The sequence below is a fragment of the Pedobacter ginsengisoli genome, from assembly GCF_030244015.1.
In the GTDB taxonomy this organism is placed as follows: domain Bacteria; phylum Bacteroidota; class Bacteroidia; order Sphingobacteriales; family Sphingobacteriaceae; genus Pedobacter; species Pedobacter ginsengisoli.
On the sequence record NZ_JASSYX010000002.1, the window covers coordinates 538,278 to 563,745 of the forward strand.

The 25,468-nt window shown below is 45.8% G+C and carries 21 protein-coding genes and 1 tRNA gene; 13 read left to right on the top strand and 9 right to left on the bottom strand.

What is annotated here, in order from left to right; all coding sequences use genetic code 11:
• The 5 genes from QEP08_RS09415 to rnhA all read right to left on the bottom strand — a co-directional run bounded on the left by QEP08_RS09415 (nt 1) and on the right by rnhA (nt 3,479).
• On the bottom strand, nt 1-1,350 hold the full coding sequence (locus QEP08_RS09415; RefSeq protein WP_285057469.1) for a beta-ketoacyl-[acyl-carrier-protein] synthase family protein: 1,350 nt from the start codon (nt 1,348-1,350) through the stop codon (nt 1-3).
• Nucleotides 1,351-1,352: 2 nt separating this feature from the next.
• Nucleotides 1,353-1,613: a phosphopantetheine-binding protein gene (locus QEP08_RS09420; RefSeq protein ID WP_285057470.1), complete on the bottom strand. Its 261-nt coding sequence runs from the start codon at nt 1,611-1,613 to the stop codon at nt 1,353-1,355.
• A gap of 5 nt (nt 1,614-1,618) precedes the next feature.
• Nucleotides 1,619-2,167 carry a hypothetical protein gene (locus QEP08_RS09425; protein WP_285057471.1) on the bottom strand — a complete coding sequence of 183 codons (549 nt, stop codon included), beginning with the start codon at nt 2,165-2,167 and terminating at the stop codon, nt 1,619-1,621.
• Nucleotides 2,168-2,183: 16 nt separating this feature from the next.
• On the bottom strand, nt 2,184-2,906 hold the full coding sequence (locus QEP08_RS09430) for an SDR family oxidoreductase (protein WP_285057472.1): 723 nt from the start codon (nt 2,904-2,906) through the stop codon (nt 2,184-2,186).
• A gap of 108 nt (nt 2,907-3,014) precedes the next feature.
• Nucleotides 3,015-3,479, bottom strand: coding sequence for a ribonuclease HI (rnhA, locus tag QEP08_RS09435; RefSeq protein ID WP_285057473.1), 465 nt, complete (start codon nt 3,477-3,479; stop codon nt 3,015-3,017).
• 175 nt (nt 3,480-3,654) lie between these two features.
• Here rnhA and QEP08_RS09440 point away from each other — a divergent pair.
• Nucleotides 3,655-3,731 (top strand) — tRNA-His (locus tag QEP08_RS09440).
• A 129-nt stretch (nt 3,732-3,860) separates the two neighbouring features.
• On the opposite strand, the gene QEP08_RS09445 is transcribed toward QEP08_RS09440, so the two are convergent.
• Nucleotides 3,861-4,319 carry a MaoC family dehydratase gene (locus QEP08_RS09445; RefSeq protein WP_285057474.1) on the bottom strand — a complete coding sequence of 153 codons (459 nt, stop codon included), beginning with the start codon at nt 4,317-4,319 and terminating at the stop codon, nt 3,861-3,863.
• Nucleotides 4,320-4,521: 202 nt separating this feature from the next.
• Here QEP08_RS09445 and QEP08_RS09450 point away from each other — a divergent pair, with 202 nt between their 5' ends.
• The 10 genes from QEP08_RS09450 (at nt 4,522) to QEP08_RS09495 (ending at nt 17,075) form a co-directional block, all read left to right on the top strand.
• Complete coding sequence (locus QEP08_RS09450) at nt 4,522-5,115, top strand: RNA polymerase sigma factor (RefSeq protein ID WP_285057475.1); 594 nt, start codon at nt 4,522-4,524, stop codon at nt 5,113-5,115.
• A gap of 79 nt (nt 5,116-5,194) precedes the next feature.
• Entirely contained in the window at nt 5,195-6,487 is a 1,293-nt protein-coding gene (locus QEP08_RS09455) for a FecR family protein (RefSeq protein WP_285057476.1), read from the top strand.
• Between the two features lie 302 nt (nt 6,488-6,789).
• Nucleotides 6,790-10,308, top strand: coding sequence for a TonB-dependent receptor (locus tag QEP08_RS09460; RefSeq protein ID WP_285057477.1), 3,519 nt, complete (start codon nt 6,790-6,792; stop codon nt 10,306-10,308).
• 23 nt (nt 10,309-10,331) lie between these two features.
• Nucleotides 10,332-11,795: a RagB/SusD family nutrient uptake outer membrane protein gene (locus QEP08_RS09465; RefSeq protein ID WP_285057478.1), complete on the top strand. Its 1,464-nt coding sequence runs from the start codon at nt 10,332-10,334 to the stop codon at nt 11,793-11,795.
• A gap of 31 nt (nt 11,796-11,826) precedes the next feature.
• Complete coding sequence (locus QEP08_RS09470; protein ID WP_285057479.1) at nt 11,827-13,209, top strand: DUF4832 domain-containing protein; 1,383 nt, start codon at nt 11,827-11,829, stop codon at nt 13,207-13,209.
• A gap of 25 nt (nt 13,210-13,234) precedes the next feature.
• Nucleotides 13,235-14,092, top strand: a complete 858-nt coding sequence (locus QEP08_RS09475; protein ID WP_285057480.1) for a PKD domain-containing protein — start codon at nt 13,235-13,237, stop codon at nt 14,090-14,092.
• A gap of 135 nt (nt 14,093-14,227) precedes the next feature.
• A complete protein-coding gene (locus tag QEP08_RS09480) occupies nt 14,228-15,340 on the top strand; it encodes a PQQ-dependent sugar dehydrogenase (RefSeq protein ID WP_285057481.1) in 1,113 nt (370 codons plus the stop codon).
• A 152-nt stretch (nt 15,341-15,492) separates the two neighbouring features.
• Complete coding sequence (locus tag QEP08_RS09485; RefSeq protein ID WP_285057482.1) at nt 15,493-16,056, top strand: RNA polymerase sigma factor; 564 nt, start codon at nt 15,493-15,495, stop codon at nt 16,054-16,056.
• Entirely contained in the window at nt 16,037-16,309 is a 273-nt protein-coding gene (locus tag QEP08_RS09490; RefSeq protein WP_285057483.1) for a hypothetical protein, read from the top strand. Before QEP08_RS09485 ends, QEP08_RS09490 begins: the two co-directional genes overlap by 20 nt.
• An 82-nt stretch (nt 16,310-16,391) precedes the next feature.
• Nucleotides 16,392-17,075 (top strand): ATP-dependent Clp protease proteolytic subunit, encoded by a 684-nt coding sequence (locus QEP08_RS09495; RefSeq protein WP_285058360.1) that lies wholly within the window; start codon nt 16,392-16,394, stop codon nt 17,073-17,075.
• 4 nt (nt 17,076-17,079) lie between these two features.
• On the opposite strand, the gene QEP08_RS09500 is transcribed toward QEP08_RS09495, so the two are convergent.
• The 3 genes from QEP08_RS09500 to QEP08_RS09510 form a co-directional block, all read right to left on the bottom strand.
• Nucleotides 17,080-18,951, bottom strand: a complete 1,872-nt coding sequence (locus QEP08_RS09500) for a PAS domain S-box protein (protein ID WP_285057484.1) — start codon at nt 18,949-18,951, stop codon at nt 17,080-17,082.
• 296 nt (nt 18,952-19,247) lie between these two features.
• Nucleotides 19,248-19,727 (bottom strand): Lrp/AsnC family transcriptional regulator, encoded by a 480-nt coding sequence (locus tag QEP08_RS09505; protein WP_285057485.1) that lies wholly within the window; start codon nt 19,725-19,727, stop codon nt 19,248-19,250.
• 190 nt (nt 19,728-19,917) lie between these two features.
• Nucleotides 19,918-21,003, bottom strand: coding sequence for a phosphotriesterase family protein (locus QEP08_RS09510; RefSeq protein WP_285057486.1), 1,086 nt, complete (start codon nt 21,001-21,003; stop codon nt 19,918-19,920).
• Between the two features lie 369 nt (nt 21,004-21,372).
• Here QEP08_RS09510 and QEP08_RS09515 point away from each other — a divergent pair, with 369 nt between their 5' ends.
• Complete coding sequence (locus QEP08_RS09515) at nt 21,373-24,147, top strand: carboxypeptidase-like regulatory domain-containing protein (RefSeq protein ID WP_285057487.1); 2,775 nt, start codon at nt 21,373-21,375, stop codon at nt 24,145-24,147.
• Nucleotides 24,148-24,273: 126 nt separating this feature from the next.
• Nucleotides 24,274-25,467, top strand: a complete 1,194-nt coding sequence (gene uxuA / locus QEP08_RS09520; protein ID WP_285057488.1) for a mannonate dehydratase — start codon at nt 24,274-24,276, stop codon at nt 25,465-25,467.
• Nucleotide 25,468: the final 1 nt, after the last annotated feature.

The following is a 25,468-nucleotide window of genomic DNA, read 5'->3' on the forward strand; positions in this document are numbered from 1 at the left end:
CTACAGATGTTTTGAGATGGACATTGCACTGTTGGTGCCGCCAAAACCATAGTTTAAACAAACGATCTGGTTGATCTCCTTGCGTACTATTTCCTTTGAGATCAGGTGCCTGTATCCTTCAAGAGGTTTTTCAGGTCCTTCCCATTCAGGTGATTTTTGAAAGCTCTCCAGCTCCGGATTCAATACGTCTGAGTTCAGGCATGGCAGCACCTGTTGTTTTTCAAGCATTAATATGGAGGTAATGAGTTCTACAGCCCCGGCTGCACCCAGCATATGGCCAAATTGCGATTTCGGAGCTGAGATATGATAGCCTTCATCACCCATAATGTCGACGACACTCAGCAGCTCAATGGCGTCCCCGACAGGGGTTGATGTGCCATGGACCTTTACTACCTCAGGTTTAATCTGCAGGTCGCCGATGAGCCCTTTCCATAATCTCTTCTGACCGGAGAACGAGGGGAAGAACATGTTACCCGCACCATCGGAATTGTTGTGGTAATTGTCGATCACAGCCAGGATCTTCGCACCTCTGGCCTTGGCCATTTCGTATTCTTCCAATGCCACGATGCCACATCCAAATGAGCATACAAAACCATTTCTGCTGGTGTCAAAAGGACGGGAGCTTTCACCGGCGGCAAAACCTTTGCTCAGGACCTGCATGGCATCAAAGCCGATGAATGTTTCCAACGAGGTTCCTTCTACTCCGCCTGCCACTACACGGTCCTGGATGCCGAATTTGATCAGCCGGTAGGCATAACCAATATTGCCCAGTCCAGTAGCGCAGGCAGAACCGATGGCCTCACAAACGCCTTTATTTTTGATCAGACAGGAAACATTGGCTGCGTCCCTGTAGACCATTGCCCTGTCTACGGTATGCGAACCGGCGATCCTGGTTTTACGTTTCAGTTCAAAAAAGTTGTGCCACGCTGTTCTTAAGATGACATGGCCTGCGCCACCTGAACCGATGACGACACCTGTCTGTTCGGATTCAGTTTCGGCATCCGACCACCCAGCCATTTTTATGGCTTCCTGTGAGCCGATCATAGACCAGATACTGCCCACATCAGCGGTAGATAAATTGCCGTCAGGAATTCTGCCGAGATGATCAATATAGGTTTCCGGATATCCTGCTGCAAGGGTAGAATAGATGGCTTCAAGGCCCATTTCAGCTTCTGTAATGTAACCGGAAACTGTGGAACGGATATTTTTTCCATGTGCCCTGGCCTCATCCCAGTCTCTGATCAGGCTTTCGCCGGCAAATAGCTTTTGTTTGAATTCATTCAGGTCCTTACAGTTGGGGAAGGCCCCGCCCATACCTACTATTGCCACTCTTCTTCCTTCTGCAGCCATGGCTATGCCCTTTCTTTAGTTCTGATGATGAGGTCAACAATATCTTTAACCGTCGATCCGAGGTCGTCGATGTCGTCGTCTTCAAACTCGACATCAAACTTCTGCTCTGCTTTTGCGGCAATATTGATCATTTCCGTAGATGGGGTCTTGAGGTCCGCTATGAAATCCGTTTCTTCGGTTAGGTTTTGCAGTTTTTCCTGATCTATTGTTCTTACAGTCTTTAAGATTTCTACTAATCCGTCAATAATTTCTTGTCTTTCCATATGGGTTATCTAGTTATTTTATCTCTTTTCATTCCTTTTCCGGTCACGTCAAACAGCTCTGTGATCAGGGTAAAGTCATCACCCAGTTCATAATTGAGAAACTGTTCTTTAGTATAATTGCGAAAATACGAATCAAGGTCCAAACCTTTAGGTACTTTGTAAATTCTGCCGTCACAGGTCATTTGCCTGAACTTGTAGAAAGTGATCTTTCCCATGCTGATGAAAACATCGCCTTCTTCGAGGTAGCTTCTGAAATTTACCTGTCCGATACTGATGAACAGCGGAATAAAATTGGCCTTGAGGTATTCAGGGTCACATTTTTGCTTAATGCATTCCAAAAATCCACTGCAGGATACAATGGTTGCCTGGGCAAATGCCTCGATCTGATCTACACCCCTGAAAACTCCGAAGTGATCTTCTACATCTCTGGCGGTAGGAGAATAGCTGGCTACAATCCCGGTATCAGGTAAATGCCAGTGGTAAGCATTTAAAAGCGTTTTTTTTGGTCCGTGGATTAATAAGCCTGCCGGGGATATTCCTAAAAGGTTATTCATAATAAATGTATCTTGATCAGGCCAGGCCTCCGTTAATGTGAATATTTGTCCCATTGACATAAGCGGACTGCTCGGATAGCAAAAAAGAAATCAATTCTGCAACGTCTTCAGCTTTACCAAATCTTTTTGACGGGATCATTTTTAAATACTTTTCCTTTTCTTTTTCCGGGAGCTTATCTGTCATGTCGGTTTCTATGAAGCCGGGGGATATGCTGAGTACCCTGATGCTGTGTTCTTCATTCAAGGCAGCCACTTCTTGTGCCAGTGATCTGGAGAGTGCAACTAAGCCTGCTTTTGTCGAAGCATATACCGCCTGAAATGCATTGCCTGTTTCTCCAACTACCGAACTGATGTTGATGATCACGCCCTTTTTACTAAGGCTAAAAATCTTCATCGCGGTTTTGCAGATCATGATCGGAGCCCTCAGGTTGACATTAAGCATGGTATCTATTGCCTTTTCCGGCTGAAATATCAACGAGTTGTCGAAGGTGACGCCTGCATTGTTGATGACACCATAAAGCTCGCCACCATGTTCTTTTTTTAATTGCTTGCAAAAATCAGATACCTGTTCAGGATTCGAAAGATCGGCACACAAGATGTGACTGTTTGGAAGTGTTGTGGTAAAACTTTCTTTGCTTGATGCATGCAGGATCAGTTCGTATTGCGAAGAAAGTTTCTTAGATATTGCTAAACCAAGACCCCTGCTAGCTCCGGTTATTAATATCTTTTTATTCGTCATGTAGAGTTCAATTTAGCTTAACAATGATGTTGCAACTACCGGTAAATGTTCTGGGAATAAGTAATGGTTAAATATGCTTATTTTTTTTAAATTATGTGGTAAAGATTTCTAAATAGCGTCTTTAGCGGCCTCAAATTCGACGTCAATTGCGAGTTCCGCTCTATTTTTTGAGGCAGCAACCGCAAGTACATCACAGCGTTCGTTTTCCGGATGGTTATTGTGGCCTTTAACCCAAACGAATTTTACATGATGCAATTTGTAAATGTTTAGAAACTGTATCCAGAGGTCTTTGTTTTTCTTGCCTTTGAAGCCAGTCTTTACCCATCCAAATACCCATTTTTTTTCTACGGAATCGATCACATATTTGGAATCAGAGAAAATCGTTACTTCCTGTCCATGCGCTTTTAAGGCCTTCAGTCCTACAATCACTGCAAGGAGTTCCATCCGGTTATTGGTGGTGAGCCTGAAGCCACCACTGATCTCTTTATAATGCTGACCGGACCTTAAAATAACCCCGTATCCTCCCGGACCGGGATTTCCACTAGCTGCTCCATCAGTATAAATTTCGATCATATGAACGCAAATCTAGCTTTTTAGGCGTTAAATGCAATTTTTTCAATTGAATTCGCCTGATAGTAAAAATTAAATCAACTGAGATTTAACTGGTTAAAAGAAATTGTTAAGCAAAATTTAAAAATATTTGAATAAAATGTTTTAAATCGTACTTTTGTAGCGTTGAAAAAACACGGTGGCTGTAGCTCAGTTGGTTAGAGTATTGGTTTGTGGTGCCGAGGGTCGTGGGTTCGAGCCCCATCAGCCACCCCAAAGCCCTTTAAGATACCTTAAAGGGCTTTTCTTATTTTTGGCTATTTTTAAATCGTAGAATAGGGTAAATAGAGACCGATTTTTGGTTACCTGTAAGATTGATAAAGGTAAAGCTTGCTGCCGGTTGAATCAAATAAAATGGTACAGGAATACAACACTACCTGTGTAAGCTGGTTTTGGCTGATCCTTAATGATCAGTGTGGCTTCGATAATAACTTTGGTAACCCCTCTTAGATTTGCTATCGAATTCAATTTAGCCTTTAGCTGAATTTCACTATCTACCAGGACCGCCTGGCCAAATTTGAAACTTTCGATACCGTAGTTTATTTCCATCTTAATGTTGCGGACATCTGCAATCTGTTTCCATAGATATGGAATTAATGATAAAGTTAAATAGCCATGCGCAATGGTAGCTTTGAAAGGTCCCTCAGTTTCAGCTTTTTCCTTGTCTACATGTATCCATTGGTGATCCAGTGTCGCGTCAGCAAATTTATTAATCTGTTCCTGATCTATTTTATGCCAGTTAGAAACACCTATTTCTTTGCCTAAAAGCGCGGCATATTCTTCGAAACTATTGATTATCAGCATATTTTTTCATTATCGGTTGAACCAATCAGGACAAAAGTCCGTTTTTTCCTTACTAACCATTCATAAATATATAAGTTTTAGCTTAATTCACTAAGGGAAAGACATATTTTCTCTTTAGCAGCGTCGGGGCATAGCCAGCCCGGGACCAGGGTCTGTCTTAACAATATTGTAGAAACTTATCAACTTATTGTTAACTTTAATTTTGGGAGAACTTAATATCATGGCTGCTTATAGTTCATACACCGATGCGGAACTGATTGCTTTACTGAAAAGTGGAGATAGGGCTGCGTTTTCTGAAGTGTACCAACGGTACTGGCCTTTGCTGTTCAGGCATGCGCGGAAGTTATTGCAGGAAGATGAAGGCGCTAAGGATGTAGTGCAGGATGTGTTTATTTCCCTATGGGCCGCTGTGTTTGGGTTTAACGAAGATACCGCACTGTCAGCTTACTTATATGCCAGTACACGCAATAAGATTCTGAATATGTTCAGACGAAACAAGGTGGCCGCGGCACATTTGGAAAGTCTGGGAAAGTTTATGGACCAGGGAACCAATGTAACGGACCACCTGGTGCGGGAACACATGCTGGCCAAACAGATTGAAGATGAGATAGCGAACTTGCCTGCAAGAATGCGTGAAGTATTTGAACTGAAGCGGAAGCACAACCTTTCTTACAAGGAAATCGCCACAATGATGAATATATCGGAGCTGACGGTAAAAACACAGATGAATAAGGCCATTGGTACGCTCAGGGGAAAGCTGGGGAATAGTGTCAACCTGTTTTTCCTGCTCTTCTGATTCTTTTTATATTTTCTTATACAACATTGATCTGAACAGGGTGTCTTAACCATATACGCACCAATCAGGCGATTATACAATGGAAAAACAGACACCACAGGAGCTTATAGATAAATACCTTTCGGGTAAGGCGACGATTGAAGAGAAAGCGACGCTGGAAAGCTGGTACCTGACACATGCTGAGAATATTAAGGATCTACTGCCCGAGCCGGATTATGCCAGGCTGGAAGAGGAGATGTGGCCGGTAATAAATGAACAGGCATTTCCGGAAAGAAAATGGATCAGATTGTGGCCGCGTGTAGTGGTTGCTGCAGCTGCGCTGGCTGCCATTACTTTAGGCGTGTGGTTATATTATACGTCATCTATAGACGGCCGTCATTCTGACGCAGGCCGGAATCCTGCACTCGCTATGAATGACATCGCTCCCGGAAAGAACGGTGCAACAATAACACTGGCTAACGGTAAGGTGATACAATTGAGCGATGCGAAGAATGGAGTAGTAATAGGAAGTGAGGTTAGTTACTCGGACGGGAGTGACGTTCGGTACTCCTCCGGGTCTCGCTCCTCAGGTTCGCTGAAGGGCTCACAGAGTAGCACAGGCCCCGTCGGAGTACGCTCACTTACTCCCACCGAGTTGCAGGGTGCAAATGGGGAAGCGCAGATTTTAACGGCGAGTACCGCAAAGGGGCAAACGTACCAGTTTACGCTTCCCGACGGAACGAAAGTCTGGCTGAATGCGGATTCAAAATTGGAGTTTCCATCAAACTTTAATGGGATTAAAGAAAGAAATGTAAAGCTGTACGGTGAGGGGTATTTTGAGGTAGTAAAGGATAAGACGCATCCATTTATAGTAGCGACGGATAAACAAAAAGTAGAAGTACTTGGTACGCATTTCAACATTAATAGTTATGCAGATGAAGGAAATGTGAAGACTACATTGTTGGAGGGCTCTGTTAAAGTCTCGTCATTGCAAGGAGGAACGACGCGGCAACCTCACACCAGTAATGAGATTGCTTCGATACCTCGCAATGACAAACGTACAGATGAGGTGGTGTTAGGGCCTAATCAGCAAGCGGTTGTAACGAAGTTTAATCGGATAGATGTGAATAGTGTAGATGTGAACGATGTTGTAGCATGGAAGAACGGCAAGTTTGTATTCGTAAGAGAAAATGTACGGAGTATCATGAATAAAATCGCACGGTGGTATGATGTACAGATCATATATGAGGGTGATGTGAAGGGTAAGGCTCTGGGTGGCTCAGTTTCCAGATTTAAGAATGTATCTGAAGTATTGGAGATGTTGAGCGCTACCAAAGCCGTGCAGTTCAGGATTGAGGGCAGGAAAGTGATCGTCATGCCATTTAAAGAATAAAAAATAACAAATCAACTGACCATAACCAACGAACCAACATGAAAAGAATCTACAAAAACGACCCTTAAAGCATTTGCGAAGCCATAAAGTGTTTTGCTGAGCGAATAGTCCTGTAAATGAAGGCCGCGAATCAGCAAAAAAAAACAGGGATGGTTGAAACACCCCTGTTTATACCAGGTGGCTGAAACTATGTATGAACACAATTTTAATCACTGTGTGTGCCTCACGTCCTGGAAGATAAAAAGCACATCACAGTCTAACCCAGTAAACAAATGTATAGAAATTTTACTAAAATTTTTTGTATGCCTTCGGGCAGCAAACAACTGTTCCTTGTGGTGGGGAATTATCGTCCGGCAGGAGGCGTAAGGAGATACCTCAGGGAGCTAAATATAGGTTTAGCGATGAAGATAACTACTATTCTATTGATCGTTAGTATTGTACAGGCAAGTGCTTCCTCCTTTGCACAGAAGGTAAGTATAAACCAAAAAAACATTTCCCTGGAGGAGGCTTTTAAGCAAATCCACTCGCAATCCGGTTATGACATTTTGTATGATGTAGACCTCTTGAAGGACAAACCATTGATCACTTTAAGCATAAAGCAGGTCTCTGTAGACGAAGCTATGAATGCAGCTTTAAGGAACCAGGCGCTGACCTATGCCGTGAAGGGCCTGACAATCATTCTTCAAAAAAAAGCAATACCCCTTTTTATGGGTGGGCCGGCCGGCCGGCTCGTCTATATTGATGTAACGGGTCGTGTTACCGATAAGAACGGGGCACCAATACCGGGAGTAACCGTTACCGTTAAGAACCGTAGCGCAGCGACCTCAACCAATACAGATGGAAAATTTGCGATCAGCGCAGACCAGGGAGAGATCCTGGTCTTCAGAATGCTCGGTTTCATCGGCCAGGAGATCACGGTGGGTGCTCAGGCCATCATCAACGTTACTTTGGAAGAATTCAGTTCAGGATTGGATGAGGTAGTGGTGATCGGTTACGGTACACAAAAGAAAAGAGACCTGACCGGTGCGGTATCCTCTGTCAAGACAGAGGACCTTGTCATATCTTCAGGTCCGGAGATTGGAAATATGCTGAAAGGTAAGGTGGCAGGTCTAACGATCCGGCAGAACAGTGCCCAGCCGGGTGGCGGAGTAGATATCCAGGTAAGGGGATTTGGATCGGATCAAACCGGTAATATGCCACTGTATGTTGTCGACGGGTTTCCAATATCAGATTTACAGCAACCAGATGAAGCTACTAACAAATACAGACCAGGTTCTCAGAGTATCCTGAATTCTTTTAACCCGAACGACATTGAGTCCATTGAGGTGCTGAAAGATGCCAGCTCAACCGCTATTTATGGCTCACGTGCCGCTAATGGCGTAATCCTGATTACCACCAAAAGAGGTGCTGAGGGGAAAACCAAAGTAGATTATTCAAACAACTTCACCATACAGCAATACAATGATTCATTTGATGTACTCCCTTTAAATGAATGGATGCAGGTAAGAAATGAAGCAGGCAAAGAGCAATGGGAGTTTGACAATGGCGTAATCCCCTATGGCACCAGGACCTTAGCTGATGCACTGGCGAATCCGGTAAATGGCTTATACAAGAATTTATATACTCAAAACGCCATTAACAATGTTGGCAAGGGAACAGACTGGCTGGAGCTGGTAACGCGTAACGGATTTACCCAGCAACACAACCTGTCAACCTCAGGAGGTTCCAGAACTACCAAATACCTGCTTTCCGGTAATTATTACGACCAGGATGGCATTATTAAAAATTCAGGTTTTAAAAGATTCTCCCTAAGGGCCAATGTGGATCAGGAGATCAGTAAATACATTAAACTGGGTGTAAACCTCACTACCAGCAGGATAGACAACAACAACAGTCAGCTTGGCGGAGAGCAGTTTGAAAACTCAGGTATCATCAGGGCAGCCATCCAACAGGGACCGCATATACAGGCCATCGATGAAGATGGCAATTATCCGCTCAATCCGCAATTGGCACTGCAGCCCAATCCTTATTCTTTGTTGACCATTTCAGACAAGGGAAGGATTGAACGTATGCTGTTGAACTCGTTTGTTGACATTACACCACTTCAGGGGCTGGTAGTAAGGCTAAAAGCTGGTATGGACAGGGGACTGACCAAAAGACAAAGCTATATACCCAATACAACATTAGCCGGAGCTTTGGAAGGCGGGAGAGCCTATATAGGAAGTGCAGATAATGATGATTACCTGCTGGAAGCTACGGCCAACTATACAAAAACACTAGGCACCGATCATAAGTTTGAGGTGCTTGCCGGTGTATCTCAACAGAAGACCATTAAAAGGTTTAGTAACAGTTCAAGCACGGGATATATTACAGATGCATTTCTTTGGAATAATTTGGGTGCAGGTACCAATCCGTTAGCACCAGGTTCATCTTCCAGTGAAGTGATGATTGCTTCTTACTTTGGCAGACTGAACTACAACTACAAAGGCAGGTATCTGTTTACCTTCACTACCCGTACAGATGGATCGAGTGTGTTTGCTGTAAACAACAAATGGGGTACTTTCCCATCGGCTGCTGTGGCATGGAACGTTGCGGAAGAGCCGTTCTTTAAAGGGCTTAAAAATGTAGTTTCCCAATTTAAAATCAGGTTAGGCTATGGGCAAACCGGTAAGGCGAGTATCAATACCGATGCATTTGCTGCTTACGGTACCTATCCGGCCTGGTTGTCTGGCGATGATCAACGTTTAATAGGCGTATCGCTTTCCAGACTTGAAAATCCTGATCTGAAATGGGAAACTACTACCGGTGCAAACTTTGGTATTGATTATTCCATTTTAGATGGCAAAGTTGAAGGATCATTTGAGTTGTTTAATAATGAGGTGTCGGATCTTTTGGCTTATAAAGACCTGAACTCTTATCACGACGTTAACAGTGTCATTTATAATGTTGGTACCACCAGGAGTAAAGGATTTGAATTTAGCATTACAACCCGAAACATCAGGACAAATAATTTTCAATGGAAAACAACCTTTAATATCTCCAGATACAAAGACAACTGGAAAGAAAGAGCACCGGACTGGAAGCCGCGGGTTTATCAAAGCGATACCGATCCAATCCGGGCGGTATACAGCAGGGTTTCTGATGGGATCTTGCAGATCGGCGAAACAGTACCCGTGTCGCAGCCAGAATTGAAGCCGGGGATGATCAAGATAAAAGACATCAACGGATATGTAAGGGATGCCAATAACAATCCGGCAGTGGATGCAAACGGCCGGTTCTTAAGGACAGGTACTCCTGATGGAATCATTGACGATGCCGATACCAGGCTGGTTGGTACATCTGACCCGAGTATGATGGCCGGCATCACCAATATCCTTTCTTACAAGAGATTCAGTCTTAATTTTGATTTTAATGGTTTGTTTGGCCGCTCAATGGCAGATCCTAACTACGTCACCTACGGCTTTAGTGCATACGGTGTTTACTCAAACGGTTACAACGCACTCAGAACAGTGAGAGACAGATGGACACCGCAAAACCCATCCACGACAACACCCAGTTCTTTCTGGGGATTTTCTCCATATGGTGTAGGAGACTTCTTCACGCAGGAAGCCTGGTTTGTAAGGCTGCAGAACGTTTCGCTTGGCTATAATTTGCCTACCAGATGGACCAGAGGGGCTTTCTCATCTATCAGGGCACATGTTGATGCGCAAAATCTTTTTGTCATTACACCCTACAAAGGAGTAGACCCTGAAACCGATTCTTACACAGCAGCTTATCCCAACATCCGCACCTTTACGGCTGGTCTGAACTTCACATTTTAGCAGCACGATTAAAAGACATAAAAATGAAAAGAAAAACATTATTATTCCTGTCAATAGTGCTGCTACTGGGTAGCTGCACCAAAGACCTGGTACCTCTGGACTATTCAGAGATCAATCCAAGTATTTTTCCTAAAAGCGCAGCAGATTTAGAGGCTATGGTAAATGCCGCTTACCATCCTGTTCGAGGGTCGTATAGCGACGGCATTTTTTCTACTTCCGAAAAAGGGGTGATGTACATCAGCGATGCGACCACCGAAACACTTTATGGCACTTATGGCGATCAGCAGATTGCTACTTTACACAATTACAGGCCAGAAAATACAGCCTTTACTCACTATTACGACGATTACAACAACAAAATCAGCCGGATGACGACCACGATAGATCTTATTCAGAATTCAACTGTAGGAGATGATTTGAAAAGAAGGGCAATAGCGGAAGTACGCTGTGCAAGAGGACTACTGGCGTATACCTTATTCGACCTGTATGGCCCGCTTGTCATTGCACCGCTCGAGCTCCTGAAAAACCCCTTAAAAGAAGAACCTCTTGCGCGGTTAACGAACCAGGAGACTGTAGATTTTATCACTGCCGATCTTGTAGCTGCTGCCGCCGACCTTCCGGGTCCGGCCGAGGCAGAATACGGCAGATTCAATAAAGCGCTGGCTAAAATGCTATTGATCCGGCTGAACCTTCACGAGAAGAAATGGGCCAATGTAATTACCCTGGCCAACGAGATCATCGCCTACAACAAGTATATCCTTGATCCGGACTATGTGGGGATATGGGATCTTGAAGGTGCTAAAAACAGTAAAGAAGTGATCTGGGCCATTCCGTGTGATTATGCCGGTACAAGTGAAAACCAATGGCAGCTGATGGTGCTTCCTGCTGTATTTTCACCTAAAGGTGGATTTGGGACCATTCAAAGTACCTGGTATTTCTATGATTCATTTGAAGACAATGATAAAAGGAGAACCATGCTGATCTCCGAATTCACCGGGACAGATGGTATTTCTTACAGCAGGGCTAACCCGGGGACGCTCATCAATTTCGGGCCGATCCCGCTGAAAATGAACCAGGATGCAACAAGAACAACCGGTGTATCGACCGTGGATATCGTCATGTACCGCTACGCAGATGTTTTATTGTCTAAAGCGGAAGCGCTGGCAAACCAGTCAGCCCCGACACAGGAAGCTATGGATCTGGTCAATATGGTACGAAGAAGGGCCGGACTCGAAGATAAGGTACTTTCTGGTTACACCAGTCTTGCCGCATTTAACGACCTGATCCTGACAGAAAGAAGTCATGAGTTCTGGTGTGAAAATGGCCAGTACAGGGCAGACCTGATCCGGATGGGCAAATTTGTGTCCCGCACACAGGAAGTTAAGAATTCGACCTATACCGCACCTTACAAAGTATTGTTCCCATTTTCTCCTGCAAGGATTGCTGAAGGAAAAGGCAAATTCATACAGAACGCCGGATATAACTAAAACGGGCAGAAACTTAAAATAAAAGAAAGCAATGAAGCAGGAAAAAAGTCTTAGCAGATGGCTAAGGAACGGGACGTGGACCGTTTTGTTATTCAGTATTGCATTTGCATGTTCAAAAAGTAAAGCAAAGGAAGCCGAAGTGCAGCCCGAACAGGGGATTAAATATGAACTCTCCACAGAGCTGTTTCCAAATCCGGAGAGAGGTTTTGCCAGGACATTTACAGTTCAGTCCGGAGGCGTGCCAATGAGCCTGGCACAGCTGAACACATTGCGCGGGCAGAACATTTCACTTGTCGTTCGGGTGTTCTATTTTAATTCCTATAAAGACAAGCCCCTGGATGCACCGGAGCTGAGCCTGATCCAGACAGATCTGGATAACCTGAGGACAGCCGGATTAAAAGGGGTGATCCGTTTTGCCTATACCGATCAGATGACCGGAACAGATGCGTCACTGGAGATTGTGCAGCAGCACCTGGATCAGCTAAAACCAATTTTTGAAGCCAACAAAGATGTAATCGCATTTGTACAGGCAGGGTTTATTGGCGCATGGGGAGAATGGCACAACTCCAGCAACGGGCTAGCAACGGTCCAAAATCAAAAGCTCGTTCTGGAAAAGCTGCTCAGTGTATTGCCAAAGGAGATCATGGTACAAGTGAGAACGCCCGGCCAGAAACAAGGGGTATTTAATACCACTGCAGCCCTTACAAAAGCCCAGGGATATTCCGGCGAAAATATAGCCAGGGTAGGACACCATAATGATTGTTTTTTGTCAAGCACAGACGACTACGGAACCTATAACAACGTCGTTGCAGAAAAACAGTACATCAGCAATGACGCCCTGTATGTCCCGGTAGGCGGCGAAACCTGCCCTCCTCTGGCGGGGTTTTCACCAAATTGCCTGGAAGGCAGAACACAGATGAAATTGCTGAAATGGAGCTACATCAACATCGACTACTACCAGCCGACAATCAATGCCTGGAAAGCCTCAGGATGTTTTGAAGAGTTTCAGCGCAGCCTTGGCTATCGGTTCTCTATGGTAAGCGCTGTGCTGCCTGCAGCAGCAAGTGGCAGCCTAAAGCTGAACGTGCAGCTCATTAATAACGGGTACGCACCGCTGTACAATAAAAAGATCATCAGTTTGGTCCTGAAAAATAAGGCAACAAGCGTTTTCCACACGGTTCCCGTTACCCGCGACCTGCGCGAATGCAAACCTTCAGAGACGATCACATTGGATGAGACCGTTAGCCTGGCAGGAATTCCTGCCGGAGATTATTCGCTTTACCTCAGGATAGCTGATCAGGCCCCAAGTCTGAAGGACCGGCTGGAATATGCGTTAAGGCTTGCCAATACAGGTACCTGGGTAACGGAAAACGGAGGCATGAACGACCTCAAATCAAGTTTAAAAATCAATTGATTAACCGAATATTAAATCATATAAGATGAAAAATAGCATTGTTTTAGTGTATTGCATCCTGATTGCACTGCTAACCAGCAGTGCCTGTAAAAAGGATGACGAAGGCAGCGGCACAAAAGCTGTATTTAGTTATGTGGCTGATGGCTATAAAGTGAATTTTACCAATTTCTCGACAAACGCAACCGAATTCGTCTGGGACTTTGGTGATGGCAGCAATGAAAGCTCCAACAAAAAATCCCCGCAGCATATTTTTAAAAGCAAAGGCAATTTCCTGGTTTCTTTAACAGCCAAAAGCGGATCTTTGACGAGTACCTTCATCGACACAGTAAGTGTCGTGGGGCCCAATATCAAGATCGATGGTGACTTTACCGATTGGGAATACGTAAGTTATTCACATACCAATGCACCGGGTACCGGAGGAAATTTGCAGGCCATCAAAACCTTTGCCTCGCCGACCCACCTCAATTTTTACCTGGAAGGAGGAGCGGACATGAAGATGGAGATCCTGGACCTGTATCTTGACGCAGACAACAACACCGCCACCGGTTTCAGTACCTGGCAATATCCGGCAGGATCGGGTGCGGAATTCTTATTTGAAGGCAGCTTTGTGGGTGGCTGGGGAGATATGTATGTGCATTCGGGGCCCGCTGCAGCGTTTAACTTTTCTCCGGTAAGCAGCTTCGCGAATGAACTCAGTTACTCTGCGATCAAAACCGTATCGGGAAAAAAGGTGATTGAATTTTCCATCAAGAAAGAAAAGCTAGGTGCGATAAGAAACTTTGTGAACTACTCGATTACAGAACTTACATCCGGATGGACTGATGTTGGAAGTATCCCCGTAAGCCAGACACCTGCATCTGCTTATGGTAAAATACAACTCTAAGCCTTTGCCAGCCGCTATGCCAACCGCGCCAAACAGATTTTTATCTAACATTTATGTGATTAATGTTTTTTACAAAACATTAATGATAAATTGCAGGTGTATAACACAATAGAAATTAATTGATACATGTATAAGATGAAAAGAGTTTGCTTCTTCCTGATGCTCGCATCCGGACTCACATTTTCCCTGGCCAGGGCACAGGATGCCGCTAAATCCGACGTTACGATAGAAAAACTATACGAGGGCAATGGCCTGAAAAATCCATGGGGCATGGTCTGGCTGCCTGACGGCCGCTTACTGATCACTGATCGCTCCGGTGAAATACTGGTGTTTAAGAACAATAAATTTACAGGGGAAAAACTTGCAGGTGTACCTAAAGTAGTTGCCAAAGGGCAGGGTGGACTGATGGACATCAAATTGCATCCCGATTATAAAAAGAATGGCTGGATCTACATCACCTTTTCAAAACCGGTAGGCGATCTTGCTTCCACTGCAGTGGTCAGGTTCAAACTGAAAGGCAACCAGATCGTTGACAAGCAGGATATTTTTGAAGCCAAACCAGCGCTTAAAGCAGACTTCCACTTTGGAAGCAGAGTGGTCTTTGACAAAGACAAATACCTGTTTGTAAGTGTGGGCGAAAGAGGAACACAGCCAAAGGTTTGGGAGCTGGACAATGACCATGGCAAAATTCACCGTATTTTTGACGATGGACGTGTACCGACAGATAACCCCTTTGTAGGAAAAGAAGGTGCACATGGTTCCATTTGGACCTACGGTCACCGCAATCCCCAGGGAATGGTTTACGACGCGGTCAATGACAGGATATGGGCAGTGGAACACGGGCCTAAAGGCGGAGATGAGCTGAACCTCATCGAAAAAGGCAAAAACTATGGCTGGCCTAAGGCATCCTACGGGATCAACTATGATGGTACCATCTTGACACCAGACAAAGAACTGCCGGGAGTAGAAAATCCCAAACACTATTGGGTGCCCTCCATCGGTCCATGCGGTTTGAGCATTGTGACCGGGGATAAGTACCCGGGATGGAAAGGCAATCTGCTGGTCAGCGCACTCGCATTTTCCCTGCTCAATAAAGTTACCCTTGATGGCACAGCATTTAAATCCGAAGAAAGGCTGTTTCAGGGCACAGGCCGTTTCAGGTATGCCACAGAAGGTCCGGATGGCTATATCTATGCGCTGACCGAAGGCGCAACAGGTACATTGCTGAAACTGGTTCCTAAGAAATAAGCTGGCTGAAAAGCCATTTAAAACCCCGCGGGGCCGATAAGGCTTCCTGGGTTTTTTTATACCCGCTCAAACCCGTAAATTAGAATTTCAATATTTTTTAATCTCCTGGTGATATTTGGTTTAAAACCGGCACATATTAATAAAAGCTCAAGATGAACCCAATGATCGTTGACGAAAAACAGCAGCCTGACAGAGAAGCCATGTTTATGTCGCTTTATCTGGAATCCTTTCCGGCCATTGCCAGGCACATTAGCAAAATGGGCGGCAGCTTTGAAGAAGCAAAGGATGTATTCCAGGATGCACTGGTAATCTATTATGAAAAGACCAGACTGGACAAATTGGTGCTGAAACAAGGAGAAATGGCCTACCTGTTTGGTATAGCCAGGTACCTTTGGAACAAGCGTTATAAAGAAAACAGCAAAGAAGTTTCCCTGGATCAGCTGGATGACAGTCTGGATGAAACCTCAGGTCTTGCCGATCCGCCATATGAAGAAGTATCCTCCGTCAGATTGCTGGGATTGCTGGCCAGGGCAGGAGAAAAATGCATGCGGTTGCTGAGCGCATTTTATTATGAAAATCTGGACATGGAAACTTTAGCCATACGCTTTGGCTTTTCGGGAGCACGATCAGCAACAGCACAAAAGTTCAAATGCCTGGAAAAAGTGAAAGAAACAGTCAGACAAAGAGCCCTGCAATATGAAGACATCATTGAATGACACCCGTCTGATCGAAGCGCACTTGCTGGGCAAAGCAACGGCAGAAGAGCGCGTACTGTTTGAAGCCAGGCTGATTTTACAGCCTGATTTAAAGCAAAGTATGTACTGGCAGCAGAAGACCTGTCACTTAGTGAAGCTATACGGAAGACAGCAGCTCAAAAAAGAAATAGAACAGGCACACCAAAAGCTGTTTTCTTCCGCAACGCCACATCAGTCGTTCAGACAGAAGATCCTGAGGCTGTTTAACAGATAAAAACCCCATTTAATTTAATAACCCGGTCAATACCCCTAAAAGAGGTACAGGCAATACTATGTCCAATTTTAAACAATCACCGATACCTATGAACAACAATGAATTTCGTCTTTACGCGGTAAAGCACCACAGGATCAGCAGCAATTACCTCGACAATTACATGTCCCGCACATCAGCCTATCCGGGACCAAAAGCCATGACACCTTACATCATAGAAGAACGCCAGCTGAACGTGGCGCAAATGGATGTATTTTCACGCCTGATGATGGACAGGGTGATCTTTATCGGAGAAGCCATAGACGACAGGATTGCCAACGTGATCCAGGCGCAGCTGCTTTTCCTGCAGTCGGCAGACTCTGCCAGGGACATACAGCTGTACATCAATTCGCCGGGCGGCTCAGTTTACGCAGGGCTGGGTATTTACGACACCATGCAATACATCTCCCCGGATGTAGCTACCATTTGTACCGGAGTTGCTTTGTCTATGGCCTCGGTGCTTTTATGTGCCGGATCACCCGGCAAACGCTCGGCACTTCAACATTCCAGGGTGATGATCCACCAGACATCCGGCGGGACACAGGGAACAGCCGCAGACATGGACATCAGCATCAGAGAAGTGCTTAAAATCCAGAAAGAACTCTACCAGATCATTGCCAGACATAGCGGACAAGACTATGATAAGATCACTGACCTCGCAGGACGTGACTACTGGATGACCGCACCGGAAGCACAGAAATTTGGTATGATCGATGAAGTGCTGAGCTGATTTTTTACAGGTCGAGGTAGAAGTAAAAGGTCGATCCGGCACCCTCCTTACTTTCTACTTCGATCTTACTGTTGTGGTAACGCAGGATCTCCGAGACCAGGAATAATCCGATGCCGAAACCTGAGATAGACTTTAGCTTATCACTATTTACCCTATAGAAACGCTCAAACAACCTTTTCTGATCGGCCTGACCGATGCCCACGCCTTCATCAGTAACGTAAATCTTTACTTTTCCCTCCATCACGACACAGCCGATTGTGATGTTGCCGCCTTCAGGAGAATATTTAATGGCGTTGCTCAGTAAGTTCATCAGGACATGACCTATCTTATCCTTATCTGCATTAACAATGATTTCATCACAGTCCTGCAGTACGATCTTATGTTTTGCAGTCTGGAACTGAGCATCTTCCGCGACTTCTTTCATCAGGGGATGTAATTCAAAAGCCTCCTTGTAGATCAGGATCTTTCCTTCTTCCAGTCTGGCCAGGTTCAGGAAATCCTGGATCATCGTTTTCATTTTTTTGGCCTGCGTCTCTGTCCTGGCCAATGCAGAAGCGGTAAACTCGTTTCCTTCTTTTATTGATCTGGCCATCAGCACCTGGAGGTAAGAGATGATCGAGGTCAGCGGTGTTTTCAGCTCATGGCTCACCATTGCCACAAAATCATGCTTGCGCTGTTCCTCCTGCTTTTTTTCAGTGATGTCCCTTGCTATTTTCGACAGGCCGATAATATTTCCGAGCTCATCCTTAACAGGCGAAATGGTGAGGGATACGTCCAGTAAACTGCCGTCCTTTCTGACCCTCCTTGTTTCGAAGTGCTCCACGCGCTCACCTTTTCTCAGTCTCGAAAGGATCCGAGGCTCCTCGTCCTGCCGGTCTGCCGGGATCAGCTTCAATATGGACTGTCCGATCATTTCCTCAGCAGTATAGCCAAAAGTTCTTTCCGCCGAAGCATTCCAGCTGGTAATGATGCTTTCCAGGGTTTTACTGACGATTGCGTCATCTGTGGAGTTAATAATAGCGGCCAGCCAGGCACTTTTTTCTTCAGCTTCTTTGCGGTCTGTGATGTCCAGGACAGTTCCGGTAAATCTTTTGGCCTCGCCCTCATCGTCAAAACTTACCATGCCCTGCACCTTGATCCATCTGGTCAGGCCATCACTAAACCGCAGTATTCTGTAGATAATATCATAATTCCCGTCACTGCCCCTGGCTATCGATTTCTGTATAGCTTGCTGCACATGCTCACGGTCCTCCGGATGAATACAATCAGAAAACACCTCGAAAGTCACAGGCTGATCAGGCGGCAGGCCATAGATTTGTTTACATTCATCAGACCAGTACAGTTCACCGCTTACCGGGTTCCAGTCCCAGGTGCCGAGGTTTGTAGACCTGATCGCCATTTTAAGCCTCGCTTCACTTTCTTTGAGTTCATTTAAAAGGTCCGACTTCCGTTCTGCTTCCTGTATCATCGGCGTCACATCCCGTGTAAAACAGCGGGTATGCATAAATTTGCCATCCTTTCTTAAAACATTGGAACTGATGAGCACATGCCTGATACTTCCATCTTTACGCCTGAGCTTTGCGGGGAAATTGTGTAGTGTTTCATTATTGGTCAGACGGTTCAGTATCTCCTGGATCGTCTCCTGATCAGCATGAAAAGCGCTGATATGAGTGCCTATATATTCTTCCATGGTAAAACCCAGCGTGTCAAGCTCCGCCTGGTTTGCCCAGATAATCATGCCATTGCCATCTACCCAATGCAGCGGCACAGCAGCATTTTCCAGAAAATCGCTGAGTTCTTCAACACGGAATTTAAGTTCTTCATTTTCCTTTTCGCAGCGGGCCAGCCGCTCTGGCAGGTCGTTTAGTTTTTCCATAGTTTTATGACCAGGTCAAAGCCTGGAGTGAAGAGGTTTTTAGAGACGAAATATAAGCAATTTATAGATACAGCCCAAGGCAGATTATCCGCGGCTTTAAACCAGGGGCAGGAGCCAAAGCAAGTATATGCCCTGACGGAAGCAAAACACAGTCTGTTAAAAAAGCGGAAAAGGTAGTTTCGCCGATATCTCCGGATGTAGCCGGGAGAGCTTTCTCAGCTGAACTGGTCATACTTAAAAGTCTAAAATACCCTATGATAAGTTTATCGCAGACTTTAACTTCCCGACTGACTTTTTCAGACCAGATTATCCAGTGGATAGGCCAGTTCCCTTTTGATTTCATTGATCACGAAGTGACTGGTATAGGCCTTAACATTCTGCATTTTAGATAAGTTCTGTACCAGGAAATCCTTGTATGCCAGCATGTCCTGTACCACCACTTTAATGACAAAATCAACCTGTCCGGTAGTGTGGTAACATTCCATTACTTCAGAATAGGCCTTTATATCACGTTGAAATTCATATAAAGCCTCAGCATGATGGTCATTGAGCTGGATATTAATGAATACAGCCATTAGCATACCTACTTTCTCACGGTCAATCAGCATGATGCTGCCTTTGAGGTAGCCGAGTGCCTTCAGTTTATTAAAGCGTGCAAAAATTGTTGTCGGCCGCTTGCGTAATTTAGCTGCGATTTCCTTGCTGCTCAGTCTGGCGTCCTGCTGCAAAAGAGAAATGATGTCACGATCCGTCTGATCCAAAATATGGCTGCTCATATAACCAATGGTTACTGTTTAAATAAATAAATATTAAATATTATTTAGGTCCTATATTAGAGACTAGGGATGAGAGTCTGTGTTACAAATAGAGCTTATTATTTTGGGATATGCAAGTATTTTGAAATATAATTTCACGTAAAAACGAAAATTGCCAGCTGCCGGAATTAAATTCTGATTGCGCCCAAAATTACATGCTCAGAGGTTTCCGCTGTATTGTAAATGCATCAGCCGGATTGCTGACCATAATCTGATGAAGCTCCCGGTCTGAAAAACCCCCGTTTCTCAGTGCCGGCTTAAGTTTGTTCAATACTGAAGTATAAGGACTGGTGTTTTCCTTATTGAAAAGCTCAAAACCCGAACCGTTTTGGACCACTGCAAATCCTTCATCCTGAGAGATCAGCACTTTATTGAGCAGTCCGGCCGCTTTAAATGCCCTCAGGTACCCGGTATATTTCGCTACCGCCCTCTCAGACCCGTTAAAACCGTCCAGGCTGATCCAGCAGCCTTTCCGGGCCAGGTCGGTATGATATTCGCCGTCATCGTCATTTTGGGCATGCACCCAGATCATTGCACCGGGATCTACACCCAGAGCCGCCAGCAATCCGGCCTCCTCAGCGACAGCCTCCCCATTGCCAGTATGGATCGCAATCTTTAACCCGCTTTTCAGGTGAGTGACTGCCGCCGCACTGATCAGTTTCTTTTCCAAAGATTTCAAGGGTGCATTTCCGACACCGAGCTTGATGAATCCGGGCCTGATGCCTGTGTCTTCTATTCCGTATTCCCACTCTCTGATCCATCTTGCCGCCAGCTGTTCAGCACTTTCAGTATGGACATGTGCAGGCAGGTATTTGAAATCTACCGCCGCATAGTAACCCGTATTGGTGATGATGTGGATTCCGCTGCCGCGGGAAAGCTGTTTCAATAAAACAGCATCTCTGCCGATATAAGCCGGTGTGCACTCTGCCAGCGTGCTTACCCCGCTTGCCTTTAGCCTTTTAAGATGAGGCAGTATGAATTCAAGAGCCTTTTTGCGGTCATACTGAGGCTGGACCACCTTTTCAGCACCAATAAAGTCTGTAAAAGTATGCTCATGCGGCAGAAAGACCCCCGCACCGGCCAGCTTCATTTTTCCGGTTACGCTAATGAGATAGCCCTCTTCCGCTCCGCGGGCCGGGCCGGAGCCTGATGCATGCCCATAAGCAAGGATGCGGGAAGGGAATGCAGCATACACTCCCGAAAGGAGCGACAGGCTGATAAAACAACGTCTGTTCATCTTATATTTTGATCAACTGCATCTTACATTTTGATCAACTGCTTAAATGTACCAAATTTCGACCATATCTCACATTCAGCAGCTTATTTTCTGACTGACAAGCAATCGGTCCTATATCCTTCCGTATCCCCGCTGATTTTTACAATGGAAAAAGGATGTCTTAAGTAGTGAATTGTCAAAGAGTTGATTAAGCTGTATCTTAACCAACCCTTAATTAACCCTTAAGCAAACCTTAAGAAATTAGGGGGCGGAGTCGGAAGAAATCAGGACCACTGTAATATGGGTAATAATTTCATAAATAAGAAAATCTGTTACAAGCTTCAATAATTTTAATATATTTACTTGATTAAAAAACCAAAACAAACAAATATGAACTTAAAACGCTCTCAATGTGCCAAACGCTTTATGCGATCTCAGCAGTCTTTGCGTTCAAAGGCCGCAGTAGCAGGTCTGGCAATGCTGACCCTTGCGGGAATCTTCGCTTTCACATCAAAAGAAGACGACCCTTTTGAAAAAATAATTGCCGCTCTTGAAAAATGGGCGAGCACCAATCCCCAGGAAAAAGTATACCTGCACACCGACCGGCCGTACTACCTGGTAGGCGATACCATATGGTTTAAGGCCTATGTTACCCTGGGTGCCAAACATCAGCTGAGTATGCTGAGCGGGGCGGTGTACGTAGACCTGATCAATGAAAAAGATTCCACCGCGGCTTCCTTAAAACTTCCTTTATCGGCCGGTATGGCCAATGGTGACTTTGTGCTTGCCGATTCGTCTATGAATGATGGCAATTACCGGGTCCGGGCCTATACCCAGTGGATGCGCAATGCAGGTCCCGAATATTTTTATGACAAGGTGATCAAGGTCGGAAACTCGATCAGCAACCCGGTCTTCTCATCGGTCAAATATGAATACACAAAAGACCCGAAGGCTCCTGTCACAGCGGTTATCCTTTATACTGACGAGAAGGGCGAGCCATATGGCAGCAAGAAGGTCAATTTTGAGTTGCTGGAAAACAGCATGCTGATCATGAGCGGAAAGGGAGAGACCGATGCGAAAGGCGAGCTGCGTGTCGCGCTCAAGCCAAATAAAGAAGGTAAATACATCGGTGCCTACCTGGTGACCAAGCTGGAAGCCAAGGACAAAGAAATGGTAACCAAGAGTTTTCTCATAAAATCTGTCGCTACCCAGTCTGACATTCAGTTCTTCCCGGAGAGCGGGCACATGGTCAACGGGGTGCGGACCAAGGTGGCATTTAAGGCGATAGGTACGGAAGGAACCGGTGTTGCGGTAAAAGGTGTAGTGACTGACAATACCAATGCACAGGTTGCTGAATTTGAAAGTACGCACCTGGGTATGGGCTTTTTCCAGCTGATGCCGGAAAGCGGCAAGACTTATCAGGCAAAAGTGACTTACGTCGACGGATCTGAAAGTACGGTCAAACTGCCTGTGGCTTCGGAAACCGGGTACGTGCTGAGTGTATACAATACGGAGTCAGATACGGTTCTGGTCAGGATACGTACGGGTGAAGAGACGCTGAAAGGCGGTGAACAGACTGTAGGCCTGGTAGCGCAGATGGGCGGGGTTGTTTATTTTGGCAGCCAGATCAGTGTGGCCCGGCCAATGGTTTCTATTCCGGTACCGGCAAAGGATTTTCCTTCGGGGATCATGCAGTTTACGTTGTTTTCTGCAGCAGGTGTGCCAATCAACGAGCGGATCATTTTCCTGCAGCGCAATGACCAGATGGACCTGATGCTGAGCAGTGCAAAACAGACTTATGCGGCACGGGAAAAAATTGGCATAGACCTGGATGCTAAAGATGCTAAGGGGCAACCGGTTACGGGTAGCTTTTCGGTGTCTGTGATCAATGAAACTGCGATTCCGGTTGACGAAACTAAAGAAAATACAATCTTCTCACAATTGTTGCTGAGTTCAGACCTTAAGGGCTATATCGAAAACCCAAATTACTATTTTCACAATTCCAGTGAGGAAACCCGGGGCAATCTCGATATCCTGATGCTGACCCAGGGATACAGGAGGTTTACCTGGAAAGAGCTGACTTCGGGCAAGCCATTCGTTCCTGTACATAAACCGGAAAAAGTTGGAACCACTATTACGGGTAAATTACTGACCCTGAGCGAGAAACCAGTAGCCGGTGGCTCGATCATCCTATTGAGCAACAAAGCGGGCGGCAAGCCGCTTGATACGGTGACGGATGCCCAGGGCAATTTTAAGTTCAGCAACCTGATCATCATGAAGGGAATGGGCATGACCCTGCAGGGCAGAAATGAAAAAGGCAGCAATAAAGTGGAACTGAAGGTGGATAAGGTCAGCAGTCAGCTGCCTACGCCCAATCCGAATATCGGGGATATTGAAAATGATTCAAGACAGCTCATGGCAGCCGCGCTGGAAAACAGCCGCCAGCAGGAGAATGATATGCTGAAACGGGGCATGATGGGCCGTACCCAGCAGTTGAAAGAGGTGGTGATCAAGGCGCGTAAACGCTGGGCAGTGAAAAGCACGAGCAGTTACAATATCCCCGAAGGGCATGCTGATTTCACTTTAAAACCAGATCCGCGGGACAGTTTTAAAGATGTGCTGGAGTTTCTGACCTTGAGGCTGACCAATGTTACTTTCCCTATGCAGGATACCCAGGAGTGCGGTATGATGCCTGTGCCAATGTCCAGGGGCGAAAGGCTCACCATTATCCTCAATGGAAGTAAATTGAATGTCTGCCAGAACCTGGCGCTTTATGAGGCCGATCCGTCTGACATTGTAAAAGTAGACGTGGTGCGTACAAACCAGGCGCTGATCAATATGGTGGGCGGTCCGGCATTGGTGATCACCACTAAATTTGGTAATTACCGTACGAGCAACGACTTCTCCATAAAACATTACGCTCCGCAGGGCTTTGATGTGGCCAGGGCGTTTTATTCACCGAAATACAACAATAACGACACCGATCCTAAACTTTCCGATCTGAGGACTACGATTTACTGGAATCCGGGACTGATCTCTCAAAGTGGCAAGGGCAGATTTGAGTTTTTCAATGCCGACAGCAAGGGTTCTTACCGTGTGGTCGTTGAAGGGATGAATGCTTCCGGCGTGCTGGGCAGACAGGTATACCGTTACAAGGTTGAGTAGCAATATTTTTAATGCGGGACGGCCCTGAAAGGGCTAGGTCCTGCGCAAACGTTTTCGATAATAAAAGGGGCAGGTGATGCCCCTTTTGTTGTTGACAAGCTATATATTTAAGTCGATTAAATATTTATGAACGAGAACAATACGATATATCGAATGGAACAGACCATGCGCTGGTTTGGGCCTAAAGATCCGGTGAGTTTGTCTGATATCAGGCAGGCTGGATGTACTGGAGTAGTGACTGCGCTTCACCATATTCCCAACGGGGAAGTGTGGACTGTTGAGGAGATCACCAGGCACAAGGCGCTGATCACAGCGGCCGGACTGAATTGGGACGTGGTAGAAAGTGTGCCCGTCCATGAGGCCATCAAGACCCGCTCTGCCGGATTTGAAACCTATATTGACCATTATAAGGTTTCCCTGCGAAACCTGGCGCAATGCGGAATTTCTGTGGTCACCTACAATTTTATGCCGGTGCTGGACTGGACACGTACCAACCTGGCTTTTGAACTGGAAAATGGGGCTAAGGCGCTGAAATTTGAAAAGGCGGCCCTGGTGGCGTTTGATGTGCACATGCTGCAAAGGCCTGATGCGGCAGCGGATTATTCTGCGGAGGAACTGGCTGCCGGCAAAGCGCGGTTTGATCAGATGTCTGCCGGAGAACGTGCTGTACTTCAGAAAAACATCATCGCCGGACTGCCGGGCAGTGAGGAGAGCTTCTCCCTGGAGCAGTTCCAGCAGGCATTGGACAAATATGAAGGCATAGATGCGGAACGGCTGTCGGCCAATCTGATCTCTTTTCTTTCACAGATCGTACCTGTTGCCGATGAAGCGGGGCTGAAGCTGGCGATCCATCCGGATGATCCGCCATATCCGATCTTTGGTCTGCCAAGGGTAGTGAGTACTGCTGAACTGCTGCAAAAGCTGTTTTCGGCAGTGCCTTCTTTAAGCAATGGCCTTTGCTTTTGTACCGGCTCGTTTGGCGTAAGGGCCGACAATGACCTGGTGGCTATGGTAAGGTTGTTTGCGGACAGGATCCACTTTATCCACCTCAGGAGTACGCGCAGGAATGCTCAGGGTGACTTTTATGAAGACAATCACCTGGAGGGGGATGTGGACATGTACGGGGTAGTGAAACAAATCCTGGAAATACAGCAGGAGCGGAAGGTCAGCATCCCGATGCGGCCGGATCATGGGCACCAGATGCTGGACGATCTGCATAAGAAGACCAATCCGGGTTATTCTGCCGTAGGCAGGTTAAAGGGACTGGCAGAATTAAGGGGGCTGGAGTTTGGCCTCATCAACGAATATTTAAAGAAATAAA

Excerpts from the sequence above, each read along its gene's own strand:
- QEP08_RS09415 (WP_285057469.1), bottom strand. The coding sequence starts at position 1,350 with ATGGCTGCAGAAGGAAGAAGAGTGGCAATAGTAGGTATGGGCGGGGCC.
- QEP08_RS09430 (WP_285057472.1), bottom strand. The coding sequence starts at position 2,906 with ATGACGAATAAAAAGATATTAATAACCGGAGCTAGCAGGGGTCTTGGT.
- QEP08_RS09460 (WP_285057477.1), top strand. The coding sequence starts at position 6,790 with ATGCCTTCGGGCAGCAAACAACTGTTCCTTGTGGTGGGGAATTATCGT.
- QEP08_RS09465 (WP_285057478.1), top strand. The coding sequence starts at position 10,332 with ATGAAAAGAAAAACATTATTATTCCTGTCAATAGTGCTGCTACTGGGT.
- QEP08_RS09485 (WP_285057482.1), top strand. The coding sequence starts at position 15,493 with ATGAACCCAATGATCGTTGACGAAAAACAGCAGCCTGACAGAGAAGCC.
- QEP08_RS09490 (WP_285057483.1), top strand. The coding sequence starts at position 16,037 with ATGAAGACATCATTGAATGACACCCGTCTGATCGAAGCGCACTTGCTG.
- QEP08_RS09480 (WP_285057481.1), top strand. The coding sequence starts at position 14,228 with ATGAAAAGAGTTTGCTTCTTCCTGATGCTCGCATCCGGACTCACATTT.
- QEP08_RS09475 (WP_285057480.1), top strand. The coding sequence starts at position 13,235 with ATGAAAAATAGCATTGTTTTAGTGTATTGCATCCTGATTGCACTGCTA.
- QEP08_RS09515 (WP_285057487.1), top strand. The coding sequence starts at position 21,373 with ATGAACTTAAAACGCTCTCAATGTGCCAAACGCTTTATGCGATCTCAG.
- QEP08_RS09510 (WP_285057486.1), bottom strand. The coding sequence starts at position 21,003 with ATGAACAGACGTTGTTTTATCAGCCTGTCGCTCCTTTCGGGAGTGTAT.
- QEP08_RS09500 (WP_285057484.1), bottom strand. The coding sequence starts at position 18,951 with ATGGAAAAACTAAACGACCTGCCAGAGCGGCTGGCCCGCTGCGAAAAG.
- QEP08_RS09425 (WP_285057471.1), bottom strand. The coding sequence starts at position 2,167 with ATGAATAACCTTTTAGGAATATCCCCGGCAGGCTTATTAATCCACGGA.
- QEP08_RS09470 (WP_285057479.1), top strand. The coding sequence starts at position 11,827 with ATGAAGCAGGAAAAAAGTCTTAGCAGATGGCTAAGGAACGGGACGTGG.
- QEP08_RS09445 (WP_285057474.1), bottom strand. The coding sequence starts at position 4,319 with ATGCTGATAATCAATAGTTTCGAAGAATATGCCGCGCTTTTAGGCAAA.
- QEP08_RS09420 (WP_285057470.1), bottom strand. The coding sequence starts at position 1,613 with ATGGAAAGACAAGAAATTATTGACGGATTAGTAGAAATCTTAAAGACT.
- QEP08_RS09455 (WP_285057476.1), top strand. The coding sequence starts at position 5,195 with ATGGAAAAACAGACACCACAGGAGCTTATAGATAAATACCTTTCGGGT.
- rnhA (WP_285057473.1), bottom strand. The coding sequence starts at position 3,479 with ATGATCGAAATTTATACTGATGGAGCAGCTAGTGGAAATCCCGGTCCG.
- uxuA (WP_285057488.1), top strand. The coding sequence starts at position 24,274 with ATGAACGAGAACAATACGATATATCGAATGGAACAGACCATGCGCTGG.
- QEP08_RS09505 (WP_285057485.1), bottom strand. The coding sequence starts at position 19,727 with ATGAGCAGCCATATTTTGGATCAGACGGATCGTGACATCATTTCTCTT.